We start from the raw sequence: 19,100 nt of genomic DNA on the forward strand, positions 1-19,100 counted from the left end.
GTTTTTACTGTTTTTTTGTACCGAATTGGTTACCCAAGATGAAAGCTATCAAACCAAATACAAGTGCAGGCACAATCGCATTAAAACCAAATAGTTTGATACCAAATTGAGTCAGAAGCACATAACTGCTTAATCCCACCACCATTGAACTTATTGCCCCTGCTGCATTTGCTTTATCCCAATAAATGCCTAATACAATCACCCAAAGGAATGCGGCTTCTAATCCCCCGAAAGCAAATAGATTCAACCAAATAATCATATCTGGTGGATTCAGTGCCGCGAGAATTAGCAACGCCGATAAAATCAGTGTGATGACTGATGAAATACGGCTAATTCGTTTTTCATTCTTCGCGGCTTCAGGTTTGCTTGCAAGATATAAGTCTTTCACAAAAATTGAGGAGGATTGAATGAGTTGTGCATCAACTGTGGACATGATCGCAGACATCGGCGCCGCTAAGAAAATCCCTGCAACAATAGGTGGGAGCACTTCCAACATTAAGGTTGGAATGACTTTATCTGATACCGTTAAATCAGGCACAACGGCTCTTCCTAAAGCCCCCGCCAAGTGCATACCAAACATAATGACTGAAAGGACAATCGTCCCAATAAGCATGCCTCGATGTAAGGCTTTACTATCTTTGAAAGCCATGCAGCGGACTGCTGTATGCGGTAAACCAACCACACCAAAACAAACTAAAATCCAAAATGAGGCCATAAATTGAAAATCAAGCATCTCATTCGGACCGTAAGGGCTTATTAAACTCGGATCAATTTCAGTTAATTTATTGACCGCACTTTCTACACCACCGAGATGGTAAACAACCCCGACTAACAGCACGATTGTACCCAAAATCATTACCGTACCTTGAATCGTATCGGTTAATACGACCGCTCGGAAACCACCAATAAATGTATAAATGCCAACAGTTAAGGCAAAAATAAGTAACGCATGAGTATAAGGAATCCCTATCGTGGTTTCGAGCAATCTCGCCCCACCAATAAATTGCACAACCATGGCAGCAAAGAAGGCAAGCAACAATGCTAGACTGGAAATCCAAACGAGATATTTATTTTTATAACGATAGAGAAATAGATCATTGATGGTGAGTGCATTGGTTTCGCGAGAAAGTAATGCAAACTTTTTGCCCAATGCACCTAAGGCTAACCACACAGCTGGCACTTGGATCATGGCGAGTAATACCCAACCTAGCCCATATTTATAGGCAGCCCCTGGTCCACCAACAAAAGAACTCGCACTGGCATAAGTGGAAGCCGTTGTCATCGCAAGAACAAAGCCCGTCATGGAACGATTTCCCACATAATACTCGGTAAGGAAATCCCCTTTACTACGTTTTACATAAGCAAATAATGCTGCGCCAAAGATGAAGACTAAATAGATGACTAAGGGGAGAATAATACCTAAATTCATTATTTATTCTCCTTTGACTCAACATCTAGCGGGATATCTAAAAAGACAATTTTGACAATCCAATATCCAATGACAACAAACAAAATGGGTAAATAAATACAGGATAATTCAAACCATAACGGAAAACCTATCGGCCCAGGTGAGTCTTTGGGTAAATAAGCACAAATACACCATCCAATTACATAAAAAATAGCTAATCCTAATGCCCAGCGCGCCTCCTTGGCGGCTTGTTTATATCGTTGTGATAAATCCATTATAAACTCCCGTTAGAATGTTTTACCCATTTCAAGGAAAATACGATTTTTGTCGTAGCTATAAAATGGGTGATTACTTGAAACTCGTTGATAAGACCACGTGATTTTAGGCGTGATTCCCCAGAAGTAAAGATCTCGATGCCATAATGTTACAGCCGATTGGTATTCATTATTTTTTTGACGAATATTAAATAAATCAGCACCTTTGTAAGTTCTACGTGCATAGGCAAGGGAAATTCGGGTTGAAATACCCCAGCCCCACTCTTGCCCCCAACCTAAACGGAGATTTTTACGTTGATAAGCATTGTCCTTATCTCGAGTATTTTCACGATTATAATCAGCGCCTACGAACCAAAATTGACCACTCTTAGGAAAATAAGATAACGTATTCGACCAAAGATAATTATTGCCATTCAAATGCTTACGAGTGTTGTAACGCTGTTCACCATACTCGAGTGCGGTTGAAATTTGCCACTTTTCATTCAGCCAATAAGTTAAATCTAAACGAGCACCTGAATTCTTCGAATACTGCTTCATTGATTCGCTACCTGAGGAGCCACCTGCATACCATCGTCTTTCTGTAAATGGCATCAATGAAATCTCAAAACGTGCTGTTTGATAACCTAATCCAGCGCCAACTCTACCATTAAATTCATTATATTTTTTATTATCCCAGTAATATTTCCCACTCCCCTCAATAGAAAATTTAGTGAAATAATTATGGGGTAATGACCATTTTTTCTCTGCTTCTGCAAAATAAGAAAAACCGGTTGCACTTTCGCGCTCCCAGGCATTCCAATTTCCAATGCGAGTACCTGCTTTTGGTGCATTGTTAATATTACTTTCGTTTAAGAAACTCAGACCACCTTGAAACTTCCACTGATCTCGGCGGTTAAGTGCCGAAAGATATTGGTCGATCATGACAATAGACTCGGGCGAAACTTGTTCAGCTCTCAGTTTTTGGAATTGATCTTTGGCCGCCTCATTATCATTGTTTAAAAACAGTGCTTGTGCTAACTGATAACGTAACGGTAGGATGGTCGAATCTTGAGAAAATAGAGTACGATAACGAGTTACCGCTTCCGAAAAATGTCCCTCTTCGCGAGCATTAATCGCATTTGCCCACTCAAGTAAAAATGGATCTTGTTTAGGCAAATTTTGATACAACGGCAATAATAGTTGAACGGCTTCACTGTTATTTTGCAACACTGCAGGAATCAATCCACGTACGATCAAATCAGGATGTTTTGCCAATTCTTCTTTCGTAATAGAAAGTGTATGTTTATCGTCACGTTTTTCTGAAATTTGTGGCTTTTGAGTGGATAAATCCGGTTTTGCAAGCTGAAGCTGATCATCAAATCGCTCATCCCGAGGTTGAGGAGATTTCTCTGCAGCAAAAGAGAATGAACTAAGCAACAATGAGGAGCTTAAAAATAAAACAAGTTTCAATTGTGAAGTCATTTTTATTCCTATAAAGAAAAATAACGCAAGCCAAAGGCTTGCTTTAAAATTTACAAAAATTTTCTAATTTTTTCTAGCACCAAAAACACCAAATTTATCATATCCTTGATAAGTTCCAGCCACTTCATCTGCATCTTTTCCGTAGAAACCACCTTCAACCTGAACACCTTGGTTATTCGTTCCACTAAATTGATTGCCTTGAATTTTGGCAGATAAGGAAACATCATCAAAATGTAGATGAGGAGGAAGAGCGCCTCCAGCAATCTTATTTGATACAAGCTCATCTTTAAAGCCAGTTTTTGCTAAAGAAATTGTTCCATTTAATGTTTTATCTGCAAAATTAGCCGTTAGTTTTACGAATGATAAATTAGAATCTAAGCCATCAGCCCGCTTCTCTACATGCATACCATTTCCAATATAACTTGCAGTACCTGATTGTGGCATTTCTGTTGTTGGATCTACACCAAATGCGACATAATAATCAGAACCTAAAGTAGGCTCCGTAAATTTTCCCCAGCGAATATTTTTATAGTTTTTGCCACTGATAGAACGCAATTCAGGATAATCTGCCTGTAGTACTTCTTTCTCATTAGTTCCAATGACTGGACGTTCGTAATACCCTGATGGAATAATTTCAATTTCATGACCTTCAACATTAACGAGATTCACGTTATTGTCATCATGTATTTGTCTTTCAATTGTATTAACTACTCTATTCTCTTTGTTAACTTCAAATCCTACTCGACTAAGCACAATTTGTTCTTCATTTTTTGGTTGTTCAGCTGGTTTTATTAGCTCAGCTGTTTTACTGGCTCAGGTGTTTTTACTGGTTCAGCTGGTTTTACTGACTCAGCTGGTTTTACTGACTCAGCTGGCTTTACTGACTCAGCTGGTTTTACTGACTCAGCTGGTTTTACTGGCTCAGCTGGTTTTACTGGCTCAGCTGGTCTTACTGGCTCAGCTGGTTTTACTGGCTCAGCTAGTTTTACTGGCTCAGCTGGTTTTACTGGCTCAGCTGGTCTTACTTGCTCTGTTGGTTTTGCTTGGTTAACTGGTTGAGTATTGCTACCACCGCCACTTCCACAGGCAGCTAACGTTACAGTTGCAAGAATTGTTAAGCTTAATTTAGAGAGATTAAATTTCATTGTTTTTCCTTAGGTAAAAGTAAGTGTGTATTATAAAAGGGTTTAAAGTACTTTCTCAAATAAAATCTATAAGTCATTAATATAAGATTGACTTTACTTAATAAAAAACGGCTAACGTAAGTTAGCCATTTCATTTTAATCATACATCCCTAATTTCTTCTCTAAATAGTGGATATTTGCGCCACCTTTTTGGAAGTTTTCATCTTCAAGAATGAGTTCATGAAGTGGGATATTGGTTTTGATACCATCAATGATCGTCTCTGATAATGCATTTTGCATACGACGGATTGCTACATCACGAGTATCACCGTATGTGATTAATTTTGCGATCATAGAATCATAATGCGGAGGAACGGTATAACCACCATACACATGAGAATCCCAACGAACGCCTAAACCACCTGGTGAGTGCAAGTGTACCACTTTACCTGGAGATGGTAAGAATGTTTTTGGATCTTCTGCATTGATACGACATTCAATTGCATGACCTTTCACTTTAATATCTTCTTGTTTATAAGAAAGTGGTAAACCAGCTGCAATACGCAATTGTTCTTTCACCAAATCCACACCAGTAATCATTTCTGTTACTGGGTGTTCTACTTGAATACGAGTATTCATTTCGATGAAATAGAACTCACCATTTTCATATAAGAATTCAAATGTACCTGCACCGCGATAGCCAATTTCAACACAAGCCTTCGCACAACGAGAACCAATATCACGACGGACTTCTTCGGTAATGCCTGGTGCTGGTGCTTCTTCTACAACTTTTTGGTGACGGCGCTGCATAGAACAATCACGCTCTGCAAGATAGATTGCGTTACCGTGTGTATCAGCTAAAACTTGGATTTCAATATGGCGTGGATTTTCTAAATATTTTTCCATGTAAACCATATCATTGTTAAACGCTGCTTTTGCTTCTGCTTTTGTCATCGCAATGGATTCTTCAAGTGCATCTTCGCTACGTACCACGCGCATACCACGACCGCCGCCACCGCCAGACGCCTTGATAATAATTGGATAGCCAATACGTTTTGCAATTTCTTTATTTTTCGCGATATCGCTGCCTACTGGACCATCTGAACCTGGTACGCAAGGCACGCCCGCTTTTTTCATTGCTTTAATCGCAGAAACTTTATCCCCCATTAAACGAATAACGTCCGCTGTTGGGCCAATAAAGATAAAACCAGAACGCTCAACTTGCTCTGCAAAATCCGCGTTTTCAGAGAGGAAACCATAACCAGGGTGAATCGCATCCGCACCGGTTACTTCTGCTGCAGCAATAATAGCAGGAATATTTAAATAACTTTTTACAGATGGAGCAGGTCCGATACAAACTGTTTCATCAGCAAGTAATACGTGTTTTAAATCACGGTCAGCGGTAGAGTGAACCGCCACAGTTTTAATGCCTAATTCTTTACAGGCACGCAAAATACGCAGTGCAATTTCACCACGGTTAGCAATCACAACTTTTTCTAACATAACAATATCCACTTGGGTGAAAAAATGGCGAGAAAGCTCGCCATTTCAGATTGATAGGGATTATTCGATAACGATCAATGGTTGATCAAATTCAACCGCTTCGCCATCATTTACTAAGATTGCTTTAACCACACCAGCTTTATCAGCTTCGATACGGTTCATCATTTTCATTGCTTCAACGATACAAAGTGCATCACCTACTTTGACTGTTTGTCCCACTTCCACGAAAGCTTTCGCTTCTGGGCTTGGGCTGCGATAGAATGTACCCACCATTGGTGAACGTACTTGGTGACCAGACACTTCAGCTGCAGGCGCTTCCGCAGGTGCAGCCGCTGCAGGTGCTGAGGCTGCTGCCGGAGCCGCAACCGGTGCGACTGGCGCCGCTGCATATTGAATTGCAGCAGGTGCAACAGCTGGTGCCGCACGACTAATACGTACTGTACCTTCTTCTTCTTGCACTTCTAATTCAGTGATACCCGATTCTTCTACTAATTCAATCAGTTTTTTGATTTTACGAATGTCCATACGTTCTTCCTAAAAATAATAATGAATTGTTAACCGCACTTTCAGAATTGATTTCCAAAGTGCGGTCATTTTGAAACCTGTTTTTTTGTATCGGCAAGATTACCGCAAAATCATGAACTTTGCGATAAATTTCTGCGAAAATCTGTAAATTTTGTGAAATTTTATGCTTTTTTATTTAAAAAATCTAACGCAAATTGAAGCGCAAACTCATAGCCTTTTACACCTAAGCCACAAATCACACCTTCAGCCACATCACTAAAGTAAGAATGATGACGGAATGGCTCGCGTTTATGTACATTAGACAAATGAATTTCGACAAAAGGAATTGACACCGCAAGCAACGCATCGCGCAATGCAACACTGGTATGCGTATAAGCTGCCGGGTTAATTAAAATAAAATCCACTTTCTGAAAACTTTGATGAATCTTATTAATTAACTTTTCTTCGCTATTTGCTTGGAAACACTCCAAATTCACACCATGCTGCTCAGCAAGTTTACCCACATTTTCTTCAATGGCAGATAATGAAAGTGAACCATAATGTTTTGGTTCCCTTGCGCCCAACATATTCAAGTTCGGGCCATTTAACAGCAAAATATTGAATTTTTTTGACATTTTCACATCCTTTAACTTGTGCGAATTATAGCGATTTTTTGTGTAATGGTGGTCGTATCTCTAGATAATTTTGGTAATAAATTCTGAATTTAGATCAATTAACGGTAAATCTGAGCCCGGCCATGCTCGTAATACCTGATGTTGCATCAAATTCAATGTATCTAATCCTGGCATCACGTTAGGCGTATATTGCGCAGCGATACGAGCGAGTTGTGTTAATCCAAGACTACTTTCAAGGCTCGAGCTGATCACTGCTTTTATGCCTAAACTATGCGCTTGAGCAATCAGCTTTTGACAATCTTGCAACGAGCCAATCAATGTTGGTTTAATCACAATGGCGCTTAAGTGCGGTTCTTTTTCTACAAGAAAATCTGGCTCACGCACACTTTCATCCCAAGCAATATTTATGCCTGTTTGCTCTGCAAACTGGCGGCTTTCTTCACGGGTTTTACAAGGTTCTTCCAAAAATTGAATACGAGATCTATGTTGCGGTTTTACTTTCTCCGCAAATTTTAACGCCTTTTCCAAGGTCCATTGACGATTCGCATCTAGACGTAATTGCAAATCAGGAATGGCTTCAAGAAACATATCCGTAATCAAACCATCACGATTCACTTCATACATACCGACTTTGATTTTAGCGACTTTGTCACCTGACATTTGATTAAGTTCTGCATATAACTCATCAGGATCGCCATAGCACAACGGTGCAGTATGATAGTTGCCTTCCTCATTTAAATAACGTTTCATCTCATCCATCGCCGTGCTAATACCGAAGGCAACTGAAGGATAACAACCGTCAAGTGGAACTCTTGGCGCTTCGCAGCTTGCCTGACACCAATTTGTCAACCATTCAATGGCTTGCTCTTGCGCTTGTTCGATGGTTTCTTCACTAAACCCAGGTAAAGGTGCAATCTCTCCCCATCCATCACGGCTACAAGAAACACGCACAATTAGCCCCTCACGGCGTTTTAAAAAACGTCCACGTAAAATTAATTGGCTGTCGACGGGAATAGAATAACGATAAAGATTAAATGATTTGGTTTCCATCTTATTCTCCTTGATGACAAAAGTGCGGTTAAAAATACACAGATTTTTAACCGCACGTATTCTATTTAAAAGGCACTTGTTTCATAAATAATTTACGTTTTACTCTCATAAATTCGTTTATGATTCTTTCAAAGACTGAAAATTTCGTTTGATTTTCACAAACCGACTCTCGACCTTTTTGCAAACTACTTTCAAAAGGCTTATCCGGATTCACAACAAAATCTTGCACACAAATCCCTGGTGAAAGCTGAACCACTTTATAATCCTTTAAATTCAAAAAATGCTCAAAGATAAGAGAATCAATGGCCACTTCAAGGGGTTTATTTTTCACCTGTTCGAGAAGATATTTAGCGCCTTTCGCTGTCACGGTATAACCCGCCGTTCCTGATTGCTTAAATGTTATGGGATAAATCTTTCTATCATACTTTGCTGGTCTAGGCGCGCGAAATACCATTCTTCCATTAGCTTCAAGCTTCAATACATCAATATCATCAGGCAAATAATCGACTTCTAACAGCTCTTTTGCATTCTCGCCTAAGTAAATATCATCTTCAAAAATATTGATATAATCTAAGTTCTTTTCTAATGCTAAATTCCATAGTGAGATATGACTTAACGCACAACCAATTTCCCCATCCCATAATTTAGCTTCTGAAGAGCGATCTAAAATAATATTAAATTTCTTTGCAACATCCTCAATACGATCTGGCGTCACTGCATCAAAAAATGAAAAAAGGATATTTTGCCGACCAAATTCTTGTTCAATGTGTTTGCGACGTTTTGTTTCTCTGGTTAAGCTAATCACATAATTATGTTGTTTCACACAGGACATAAAATAATTCTAAAATATGAATAAGGATTGAGATATATCACGACAAGGCGGTTAAAAACACACAGATTTCTAACCGCACTTTTATGTTCAAATTAAGGATTGCGTCTAAATTTGCTGAAGTCTGGCGCGCGTTTTTCGTTGAACGCGTTACGACCTTCTTGACCTTCTTCAGTCATATAGAACAACATGGTTGCGTTACCCGCGAGCTCTTGTAAACCTGATTGACCATCACAGTCTGCATTTAATGCGGCTTTTAAGCAACGTAATGCAATTGGGCTGTTACGTAACATTTCACGGCACCAACGCACAGTTTCTTTTTCTAAATCTGCATAAGGTACAACAGTATTCACTAAGCCCATATCTAATGCTTCTTGTGCATTATATTGACGGCATAAGAACCAAATTTCGCGGGCTTTTTTCTGCCCCACTAAACGTGCCATATAGCTTGCGCCCCAGCCACCATCAAATGAACCGACTTTAGGACCAGTTTGACCGAAAATCGCATTGTCTGCCGCAATCGTTAAATCACATAACATATGAAGTACGTGACCACCACCAATCGCATAACCTGCGACCATTGCCACCACTGGTTTTGGACAAGTACGAATATCACGTTGGAAATCCAATACATTTAAGTGATGCACACCGCTTTCATCTTTGTAACCGCCGTAGTCACCACGAATTTTTTGGTCACCACCAGAACAGAATGCTTTTTCGCCTTCACCGGTTAACACAATCACGCCAATTTTTTCATCGAAACGCGCGTTAGAAAAAGCATGGATCATTTCTTTGACTGTTTGCGGACGAAATGCATTACGCACTTCCGGACGGTTAATCGTGATTTTTGCAATACCATCAGTCGATTTGTGGAAACGGATATCAGTATAACCTTCGCTATGATCAACCCACTCAACTGGTGCATATAAAACATCATCTTTTGGATTTTGCATTGTTCTTTCCTTTATAAGTGTAAAAAGTGCGGTCATTATAGCGGAAGTTTTTTAGTTCGGGAAAGAAAATCACTTCTCAATTAGAGAATCACTTTACAATCAGATTGTTGTTGTTAAAATTTTGCCATTCTAGATGTTATAAGGAAATTTAAGTGAAAAAAATTATTTTTTTAAGCAGCATCATGTTATTGAATGCTTGTAGTTTATTTGGTTCATCACAATCAACTATTCCTGCTGAATTCGCACAAGCTGATTATCTCCTTTCAGATGAGAATGCGAAAGCATGGGCTACAGCAAGTAAACAAGCTGAGCAATGTATCTATCCAAATTTAACTCGTATTCAGCAACAACATTTTGCCAAAGAAGATAGCTATATTCATTCCCAATATGTCTTTTTCTATCCGTTAGAAAAAATCATCGGTGAAGATTATGTAAAAATGATTCAAAAAGATGAAAAATCGATGAATTATGCAACCTATCAATTTAAGAAATTCCGCGCAGAAATTGGTGATGTCGATGCATTAGAACCAAAAGCTTGCCAAATCTTACGTACTCAGGCAAAAGAAGACTTAGATGTGGTGAAAGGCCAGTATGTAAATGGCATGGTAGATGAAACGAAAAATGATGACGGCACATTGAAGAAAACGGGTGATGGTATTGCAACCAATCAAAACAAATTCTTCTTTGATATTATTAAATGGGGTTCTGCCCTTCTTCTCTAATTTTTATTATTTTATATAAATTTATATCACTCTCACGGCGTAAATATTTTTACGCCGTTTTTATATCTGAGAAAACGGTTGCGATCAAAAAAAGCTTAAATTTTCAGTAAAAAAGCAAAATAGTCATTTAAATTAAAGTCATTTTCAGCTAGTCTAACAAGAATTAGTTTTTACAAGGAGAAAACATCATGACAACGCTTTTTGATATTGCTCAAAACTGGTTAAACCAAGACCCTGATGCAGAAACTCATGCAGAATTAACCGCACTTTTAACGGCGGCGAAAAATGGTGATGAAAAAGCAAAATCTGAATTACAAGCTCGCTTTAGTGGGCGTTTACAATTTGGTACGGCTGGGCTTCGTGGACCATTACAAGCAGGCCCTATGGGTATAAACCGTGTTTTAGTGGCACAAGCTGCGGGCGGTTTAGCAGATTATTTAAAAGATTACGACAAACAACCTTCCATCGTGATTGGTTACGATGGTCGTAAAAACTCTGATGTTTTCGCACGTGATACCGCTGAAATCATGGCTGGTGCAGGCGTGAAAGCTTATTTACTTCCACGTAAATTACCAACGCCAGTATTAGCTTACGCAATCCAATATTTTGATACCACCGCAGGTGTCATGGTGACTGCAAGTCACAACCCACCAGAAGATAATGGTTATAAAGTTTATTTAGGTAAAGCGAACGGCGGTGGCCAAATCGTTTCTCCTGCAGATAAAGATATCGCGGCATTAATCGACAAAGTGGCAGCAGGTAATGTAAAAGATTTACCACGCAGCCAAGATTATGTGGTGTTAGATGATGAAGTGGTTAACGCTTATATTGAAAAAACCGCTTCTCTTGCTAAAGAACCTAAAGCAGACATTAACTACGTTTATACCGCAATGCACGGTGTAGGCTATGAAGTGTTAAGCAAAACCTTAACCAAGGCGGGTCTTCCACAACCTCATATTGTGGCGGAACAAGTATGGCCAGACGGCACATTCCCAACAGTAAACTTCCCTAACCCGGAAGAAAAAGGTGCATTAGACTTAGCCATTAAAGTAGCAAAAGAACACAATGCGGAATTCATTATTGCTAATGACCCAGATGCAGACCGTTTAGCGGTGGCTGTTCCAGATGCACAAGGTAACTGGAAACCTTTACACGGCAACGTAGTAGGCTGTTTCTTAGGTTGGTATTTGGCAAAACAATATCATGCAAAAGGTGAGAAAGGCGTATTAGCGTGTTCTTTAGTATCTTCTCCAGCGCTTGCTGAAATTGCGAAAAAATACGGCTTCCAATCAGAAGAAACCTTAACCGGTTTCAAATACATTGGTAAAGTTCAAGGCTTATTATTCGGTTTCGAAGAAGCGCTTGGCTACTTAGTTGACCCAGATAAAGTACGCGATAAAGACGGTATTTCTGCGGCAATCGTGTTCTTAGATTTAGTGCGTCACTTAAAAGCACAAGGTAAAACCTTAGCGGATTACGCCAATGACTTCACGCAAGAATTCGGTGCTTATGTAAGTGGTCAAATTTCTATTCGTGTAAGCGATTTATCTGAAATTGGTAAATTAATGGCCGCACTTCGTAACACACCTCCAGCTGAAGTAGGTGGCGTTAAAGTGGCGCAATTCATCGACCACACTAAAACAGATCGTCAAAGCGACATCCTTGTATTCGTATTAGAAAACGGTAGCCGCTTAATCGTTCGTCCATCTGGTACTGAACCGAAAATCAAGTTCTATCTTGATGCTCGCGGTAAAGATCCAAAAGATGCGGATCACGTTTTAGCACAATTTGATGAAGGCGTTCGTCAAATCCTTCGTCAAGATGCTTACGGCAAACAAGATTGCTAATTGAGCAAACTATTAAATGATAAAAAACGCTAGGTTTGATGCCTAGCGTTTTTATTTTTACTTATTTCAATGCAAGTTGTAACTTGCCCTGATGTTTTTCTAATAAAGCTTCCGCTTGAGCACGATCTAATCCACTCAGAATCATCATAATCGCTAATTTCGCATTTTGATCAGCCTGCTTTAATGTCTCTTCTGCGAGAGCCTTATCGCAATCCGTGGCTTGCATGACGATGTGAATGGCACGTGCTTTCAGCTTTTCATTACTCGCCTGCACATCCACCATTAAGTTTTGATAGCATTTACCCATTAAGATCATGGAAGCCGTAGTAAGCATATTCAGTACTAATTTTTGGGCGGTGCCTGATTTTAAGCGACTCGAACCAGTCAGCACTTCTGGCCCCACTACCGTATCAATAGCAATATCCACAATATTCGCCATCGCTGAATTCGGATTACTTGCAATCGAAACGGTCACTGAACCTAAACTTTTCGCATATTCCAATGCACCGATCACATAAGGTGTTCGGCCACTCGCAGCAATACCAACCAAGACATCTTTTGAGGAAAATTGAATGGTTTGTAAGTCAACCACGGCGTGCGTTTTGCTGTCTTCGGCACCTTCAATTGGATGACGTAATGCGCGCTCGCCGCCTGCAATAATACCTTTCACCATTTCAGGTGACACACCAAATGTTGGCGGGCATTCAGAAGCATCAAGTACGCCTAATCGACCACTGGTTCCAGCGCCAATATAGACTAATCGACCACCTTGTTGAAATGCAGCAACAATACATTCGACCGCTTGGGCAATTTGAGGTAAGCATTTTTCAATTGCCAAAGGCACTTGTTTATCTTCCTTATTCATTAACTGCACAATTTCCAATGCAGACAAGCTATCCACATGCATGGAATTGGGATTCCGTTGTTCAGTAATTAAAGTTGAAAGGGTTTGTAATAAATTTTCTGCCATGGTTTATTCCTTTGGAAAAATCGCCCCTAAACTGACCGCACTTGTGGCACCCGTCACACTCGGTAAATTAGCGGGCAAATTATGCATACGACGATAGGCCAACCAAGCAAAAGCTGCCGCTTCCACATAATCGATATCAAGTTCTAATTCCGTCGTCAGTTGAATACGCCAATTTAGTAATGCCTGTTTTAAACCATTCATGATCACCTGATTTTTAGCACCTCCGCCACAAACAAGTAATCTGCATGGTAATGTCGTCTGAATATTATTAAGGGCTAATACAATACTTTGCACGGTAAATTCAGCCAAGGTGGCTTGCACATCTTGTGGTAAAAGTGCGGTCGTTTTGCCTGTTATTTTTTGAATTTTATTCTCTAGCCAAGCCAAATTAAATAATTCACGCCCCGTGCTTTTCGGTGGTGGAAGCTGAAAGAAATCTTCATCTAATAATACCGCTAACAAATCTGGATTCACTTGACCTGAAGCCGCCCATTCACCATTTTTGTCGTAAGCTTTGCCTTGATGTTTTTCGATCCATTGGTCGAGCAAGGCATTACCGGTTCCCGTATCAAAGCCAATGACAGGCTGTTCGGGTATCAATAACGATATATTGCTAATACCGCCAATATTAAGCACCACCGTTGCCCAGTTAGGATCAAAAAATACCGCTTGATGAAAAGCGGGTACTAAAGGCGCCCCTTGTCCACCAAACGCCATATCTTTACGGCGCAAATCACCAACAACCGTAATACCTGTTTTAGCGGCTAATAAATTCATATCACCGATTTGCATGGTAAACGGGAATTGACTTTTTGGGGAATGCCACACTGTTTGACCATGGCAGCCAATGGCTTCGACCTGCTCAGGTTTTAACTCATGTTTACGTAAAAAGGCATTTACGCAATCGGCATAAAGAAAACCAAATTGATGATCAAGCTCCCCTAGAGCCTGTAAAGTGGTTTCGCCAGATTGAATAAGTGCGGTCACTTTTTCACGTAAATTTGCTGGCATCGGCGTGAAATCGGCCGCAATTAATTTGGTTTGATTCGAATGGATGTCAGTAAGAGCAATATCGACACCATCAAGACTGGTGCCCGACATAATGCCAAGATAATAAGTCATAATATTCAATTCGTGAGTTTTTCAGAATTATAGCGGATTTTAAAAAAATAAAAAAAGAGAGAACATTGTAGTTCTCTCTTTTCATCATGGATGATTCTTATAAGTCGTCAATGACTAAATAGATTTTTGCTACTGGGCCATGTACGCCAATCACTTTAATCAATTCAATATCTGCCGTTGAACTTGGACCTGAGATAATATTGATACAAGATGGCATACGCTCGCCTTGTTGTGCTTTATCGTGTAATACTTTCGCCACTTGTGCAACACGTGGAAGTACTTGGCTTTTACGTACAACAACAATCGATTTTTCAGGTAATAAACTCACTGAACGTCCACGATCTGCACTAGAGAATAAGACGATTCCGCCAGTTTCCGCCAAACCATATTCTGCATAAACCACACCAAGATTAGCTTTTTCAGAAAAACTAATATTATCTTGTGCCGTTTCTGGTGACCATGTATGGCAAGTATATTTCGCTTCAAGCGCCGCTGGAATACCAAGTGCGGTCAATCTTTCATCGGAATTAAGCACAACATCACCGCCGCCATATTTTTCACAGAGAGCAAGTAAGGTTTGTACTGCATCAGACTCTCTACACACATTTACATCCACCATCATGGTTTTAGCAGAATTGGTAAATTCATTCGCTAAATCAACCGCACTTAAATGAGTTAAACGCTCAGTTGGGTATGTATTGACTGGTACATCCATCGGTTCAGGTATGATAGCACGGGCTTTACCCATTTTCGCCGCTAATTTATTAAGAAAATTTTCGCGATTTTGTAAATCCATGCTTATTACCCTCTCTCTCTATTATTAAACCATTGACGGAAACTTTCGCCATCTGCTTGTGGTAAATCTCGTGCTTTTGTCCATTCACCCAATGCACCAAATGTAATTGGTGCTTTCCCATTTTTGATCAGCTTACCCGCTAATTTTGCACCGATATTCACACCTGTTTTCCATAGTGTTGGGTTGGCATTGGCTGTGGTGAAACCAAAAATAGATAAACGTTCCATCGCGGGAGTTTTACCTAACTCTACCATTTTCTCACGGTGTTTTAAGATTAACTGCGCTAATGGAATACGCACTGGGCAGACAGAGTTACACGCATTACATAAAGAACAAGCATACGGCAATTCTTTAAACTCATCGTAGCCACCCAATAATGGAGAAATCACTGCACCAATTGGCCCCGGGTAAATAGAACCATATCCATGACCACCGATTTGACGATATGCCGGACAAGTATTCAAACAAGCACCGCAACGGATACAACGTAAAACTTCTTGGAATTCAGACGCTAAAATATCTGAACGGCCATTATCCACAATAACCAAATGGAATTCTTCAGGACCGTCGGTTTCACCAGCAAGACGAGGACCGGTTAACCAAGTGTTATAACCAGTTAATTTCGCCCCTACCGCACTACGAGCAAGCATCGTAATTAACACATCCACCTCTTGGAAAGTTGGCGCTAAACGCTCCATTCCCATCACGGCAATATGTGTTTTTGGTAAGGTCGTCGCTAAACGTAAGTTACCTTCGTTTGTCACTAAACAAACTGAGCCGGTTTCCGCTACAGCAAAGTTACAACCACTGATACCGATATCAGCCTCTAAAAAATCTTGACGAATTTTTTCACGTACGAAACGCGTCATATCTTCAGGCGTTTCCTCACCTTCATAGCCGAGTTTTTCAGATAAATCTTTGCGGATTTGGTGACGATCTTTGTGAATTGCAGGCACAACGATATGGGATGGTTTATCACCTGAAATTTGTAATAGATATTCACCCAAATCGGTTTCGATCACTTGCATGCCCTCTTTTTCAAGCACTTCGTTTAAACCGATTTCTTCTGTCACCATGGATTTGGATTTTACGATTTTCTTCGCATTTTTCTCTAATGCTACTTTGCGAATATAAGCACTCGCTTCTTCGGCCGTTTCAGCAAAATACACTTTACCGCCATTTTCCATCACTTTTTCGCTTAATTGATACAAATAAGCATCTAAATTAGCTAAAACATGGTTACGAATCTGTTTAGATAAATCACGCCATTCTTCCCAATGACCTAATTCGTCCACCATTTTTTGACGGTTAGCCCCAATAGTTTCTTGAGCTTTCACCACCGCTTTACGCATGATGGTGTTATGCACTTCATGATCGACACGCGCTTTAAAAGGAAGATTACTGGTTTTCAATGACATCTTATTTCTCCCCTTGCATTAATACTTCCGCAATGTGCATCACTTTGATCTTGCTGCCTTCGCGTTGTAAACGACCACCAATATTTAATAAACAACTTACATCTGCACCGATTAAATATTGCGGTTCAACCTCTTCAATATGCTCAACTTTTTCTTTCACCATTTCGCCAGAAATCTCTGCCATTTTCACAGAGAAAGTTCCACCAAAGCCACAGCAAGTTTGTTGATTATGAATAGGAAGAAGATCTAACCCTTTTACACCTTTCAAGAGAGCGATTGGTTCATCAACAATGCCTAATTTACGAGTAAGACTACAAGAAGGATGATAAACCGCTTTACCAGGCAAATAGGCGCCAACATCTGTTACACCTAATTTATTGACGATGAAATCCGTTAAATCACAGAAACGTGCGACGACCTTTTTCGCTCGCTCAGCCCAACCTAACTCACCAGCTTTAGTGAAATAGTCAGGATAGTTTTTGATAGCATAAACACAGGAACCTGCAGGGGCAACAATGGGATAATCGTTCACTTCAAAGGTTTCGACTAAGTTTTTCATGCCAGGGATGGCTTGTTTGGTGTAACCGCTGTTTAATGCTGGTTGCCCACAACAGCCTTGTTTTTCAAGGAAGATAACATTACAACCGAGTTTTTCCAGTAGTAATACAGTGTTTTTTGCCACACCGCTCTTTACTACGTCGGCAATACAAGTAACGTAGAAATTTACGTTCATAAATAATTACTCCAACAATAATAGAAAATAAAAAGTAAAATATTCGATAAAAGTTAAGCAACCGCCCACAAAGTGCGGTTGCTTTTTGCCTCTATTTTAGAGCGCATAGAATAGCGGAATTAAGAAACTTGCGCAAAGGGCTGCAATGATACCGTAAACGACCATTGGTACAATCGTAGTCTTAATGATTGTTCCTTCTTTGTTTTGAATATTCAACACGGAAGAAACTGCTACGATATTATTAATACATACCATATTACCCATCGCACCACCGACTGATTGTAACGCCAGAATTAAAGTCACAGATAAACCTGTAGTTTCTGCTGTCGATAATTGTACGCTACCGAATGTTAAGTTAGATACGGTATTTGAACCTGAGAAAAATGCGCCTACAGCACCTAAGAAGGATGAGAAGATTGTCCAGTCACTACCGGTAACTTCTGCAAAGGTACGACCTATGATTTTTACCATAGAATGCTCGCCACCCACTAACATCAAGTTTACCATCACTAAGGCTCCCATTAAGGCAATAAATGGATTTTTTACTTGGCTTAAGCTTGTACTAAAAATGCCTTTTGTTCTGCTGAAGTTCACTCCGAAAAGTGGTAATGAAATTAATACGGTAATTACAAATGGAATTAACGCAGGTACATAAAGAAGTTTATAGCTTTCACTCACTTCTGAACCGAAGATATTTTTCAAACTAAAAATTAAACCTTTGCTGACTTCAAATGTGCCTAATGAACCTAACGCTGTGGAGAACCACACATCTTTGTTATTCATTAAGCCTTTTAAGCCTAATTCTGGAATACGTGTAACGATTAAGAATAAAATTAATAAACCGGTTGGTAGTAATGCTTTAGCAACTTGGCCTGCGCTAACAGCATTATTATCTAACTTGTTTTCAACTTTCGCTAAACCAATACCTTTATTCGCTACAAATACAGAAATAAAGAGACCAATTGCGCCACCAACTAATGATGGGAACTCATAGTTAAATTGTGCAATTAAGAAGTAAGGAATCACGCAAGAGAATACGCTGATATAAATGAAAACAATATTTTGACGGATTTCTTTCCAGGTCACCATGATGCGTAATGCCATCAATGGAATCACTAATGCCGCAATGGAGTGGATAAACGCTGTCATCGAACCAATTTCAAGAATCGATTTTGAATCTAATTTTAACGGACCAAAACCGAACCAAGTTGGTGTACCTACAGCTCCAAAAGAAACCGGAACCGAATTCATCACTAAAGCTAACATGGCGACTTTTAATGGATTAAAACCTAACCCCATTAAAATTGGAGCTGCAATCGCTGCTGGTGTACCAAAGCCGCTTGCCCCCTCAATCATAAAAGCAAATGCCCAACCGATAATCATTAATTGTGCAACTGGGTTTGGATTAATATTGCCTAACCATTTACGCATCGTATCAGTTGCGCCAGATACTTCTGAAAATTTGTTAAAGAGAATTGCACCAAAAATAACAGTAATTGGTGTTTGAACAGCCACGATTGCTGCAGTCACATTCGCACTAATTGTCACTATATCGGTATTAAAATGAAGAAGATGAACCCCCATTACTAGAGTTGCAATCCAAGGTAATGCAACATAAGAAGGTAATGCATTACGCTTTACCATTAAATAGATCAACAGGATGATCGGAAAAACACTAAGAATAAAAGATAGGGTCATACTTACTCCTCTTACATAACTAAAAATTGCGCGTATTCTATGGGTTTTAAAG

The 19,100-nt window shown here is 39.7% G+C and carries 19 protein-coding genes; 2 read left to right on the top strand and 17 right to left on the bottom strand.

The window, feature by feature from the left end:
* Positions 1–4: 4 nt before the first annotated feature.
* From panF to menB, 11 genes are all read right to left on the bottom strand, one after another.
* A complete protein-coding gene (panF, locus tag ADA56_RS00150) occupies positions 5–1,429 on the bottom strand; it encodes a sodium/pantothenate symporter (protein WP_049368665.1) in 1,425 nt (474 codons plus the stop codon).
* Entirely contained in the window at positions 1,429–1,683 is a 255-nt protein-coding gene (locus ADA56_RS00155) for a YhdT family protein (RefSeq protein ID WP_049368666.1), read from the bottom strand. The genes panF and ADA56_RS00155 overlap by 1 nt, the downstream gene beginning before the upstream one ends.
* A 12-nt stretch (positions 1,684–1,695) precedes the next feature.
* Complete coding sequence (locus tag ADA56_RS00160) at positions 1,696–3,144, bottom strand: surface lipoprotein assembly modifier (RefSeq protein ID WP_080972308.1); 1,449 nt, start codon at positions 3,142–3,144, stop codon at positions 1,696–1,698.
* A gap of 63 nt (positions 3,145–3,207) precedes the next feature.
* Positions 3,208–3,897: a transferrin-binding protein-like solute binding protein gene (locus tag ADA56_RS00165; RefSeq protein ID WP_160309136.1), complete on the bottom strand. Its 690-nt coding sequence runs from the start codon at positions 3,895–3,897 to the stop codon at positions 3,208–3,210.
* 38 nt (positions 3,898–3,935) lie between these two features.
* Complete coding sequence (locus tag ADA56_RS00170) at positions 3,936–4,289, bottom strand: hypothetical protein (protein WP_049368668.1); 354 nt, start codon at positions 4,287–4,289, stop codon at positions 3,936–3,938.
* A gap of 135 nt (positions 4,290–4,424) precedes the next feature.
* A complete protein-coding gene (accC, locus tag ADA56_RS00175; protein WP_049368242.1) occupies positions 4,425–5,771 on the bottom strand; it encodes an acetyl-CoA carboxylase biotin carboxylase subunit in 1,347 nt (448 codons plus the stop codon).
* 60 nt (positions 5,772–5,831) lie between these two features.
* Positions 5,832–6,296 carry an acetyl-CoA carboxylase biotin carboxyl carrier protein gene (gene accB, locus ADA56_RS00180; RefSeq protein ID WP_049368669.1) on the bottom strand — a complete coding sequence of 155 codons (465 nt, stop codon included), beginning with the start codon at positions 6,294–6,296 and terminating at the stop codon, positions 5,832–5,834.
* A 161-nt stretch (positions 6,297–6,457) separates the two neighbouring features.
* Positions 6,458–6,910, bottom strand: a complete 453-nt coding sequence (gene aroQ, locus ADA56_RS00185) for a type II 3-dehydroquinate dehydratase (RefSeq protein ID WP_049368670.1) — start codon at positions 6,908–6,910, stop codon at positions 6,458–6,460.
* A gap of 60 nt (positions 6,911–6,970) precedes the next feature.
* Positions 6,971–7,960, bottom strand: coding sequence for an o-succinylbenzoate synthase (gene menC, locus ADA56_RS00190; protein ID WP_049368671.1), 990 nt, complete (start codon positions 7,958–7,960; stop codon positions 6,971–6,973).
* 61 nt (positions 7,961–8,021) lie between these two features.
* The gene (locus ADA56_RS00195) at positions 8,022–8,792 is read right to left on the bottom strand and encodes a glycosyltransferase family 25 protein (RefSeq protein WP_049368672.1); all 771 of its coding nucleotides are present in this window, start codon (positions 8,790–8,792) and stop codon (positions 8,022–8,024) included.
* Positions 8,793–8,884: 92 nt separating this feature from the next.
* On the bottom strand, positions 8,885–9,742 hold the full coding sequence (menB, locus tag ADA56_RS00200) for a 1,4-dihydroxy-2-naphthoyl-CoA synthase (RefSeq protein WP_005698319.1): 858 nt from the start codon (positions 9,740–9,742) through the stop codon (positions 8,885–8,887).
* A gap of 152 nt (positions 9,743–9,894) precedes the next feature.
* Between menB and ADA56_RS00205 the strand changes: the two genes are divergently transcribed.
* The gene (locus ADA56_RS00205; protein ID WP_080972310.1) at positions 9,895–10,464 is read left to right on the top strand and encodes a DUF5358 domain-containing protein; all 570 of its coding nucleotides are present in this window, start codon (positions 9,895–9,897) and stop codon (positions 10,462–10,464) included.
* 188 nt (positions 10,465–10,652) lie between these two features.
* Complete coding sequence (locus ADA56_RS00210) at positions 10,653–12,311, top strand: phospho-sugar mutase (RefSeq protein WP_049368673.1); 1,659 nt, start codon at positions 10,653–10,655, stop codon at positions 12,309–12,311.
* A gap of 61 nt (positions 12,312–12,372) precedes the next feature.
* Here the strand turns inward: ADA56_RS00210 and murQ are convergent, their stop codons facing one another.
* The 6 genes from murQ to ADA56_RS00240 form a co-directional block, all read right to left on the bottom strand.
* Positions 12,373–13,281 (bottom strand): N-acetylmuramic acid 6-phosphate etherase, encoded by a 909-nt coding sequence (murQ, locus tag ADA56_RS00215; protein ID WP_049368674.1) that lies wholly within the window; start codon positions 13,279–13,281, stop codon positions 12,373–12,375.
* Positions 13,282–13,284: 3 nt separating this feature from the next.
* Complete coding sequence (locus ADA56_RS00220; protein ID WP_005696929.1) at positions 13,285–14,403, bottom strand: anhydro-N-acetylmuramic acid kinase; 1,119 nt, start codon at positions 14,401–14,403, stop codon at positions 13,285–13,287.
* A 97-nt stretch (positions 14,404–14,500) separates the two neighbouring features.
* A complete protein-coding gene (locus ADA56_RS00225; RefSeq protein ID WP_049368675.1) occupies positions 14,501–15,199 on the bottom strand; it encodes a LutC/YkgG family protein in 699 nt (232 codons plus the stop codon).
* A 5-nt stretch (positions 15,200–15,204) separates the two neighbouring features.
* On the bottom strand, positions 15,205–16,617 hold the full coding sequence (locus ADA56_RS00230; RefSeq protein WP_005634829.1) for a LutB/LldF family L-lactate oxidation iron-sulfur protein: 1,413 nt from the start codon (positions 16,615–16,617) through the stop codon (positions 15,205–15,207).
* A gap of 1 nt (position 16,618) precedes the next feature.
* Complete coding sequence (locus ADA56_RS00235; RefSeq protein WP_005696932.1) at positions 16,619–17,350, bottom strand: (Fe-S)-binding protein; 732 nt, start codon at positions 17,348–17,350, stop codon at positions 16,619–16,621.
* Positions 17,351–17,446: 96 nt separating this feature from the next.
* Entirely contained in the window at positions 17,447–19,048 is a 1,602-nt protein-coding gene (locus ADA56_RS00240; RefSeq protein ID WP_005696934.1) for a lactate permease LctP family transporter, read from the bottom strand.
* Between the last annotated feature and the right edge of the window lie 52 nt (positions 19,049–19,100).

It is taken from the genome of Parahaemophilus parainfluenzae (assembly GCF_001055095.1).
Lineage (GTDB): Bacteria > Pseudomonadota > Gammaproteobacteria > Enterobacterales > Pasteurellaceae > Haemophilus_D > Haemophilus_D parainfluenzae_Z.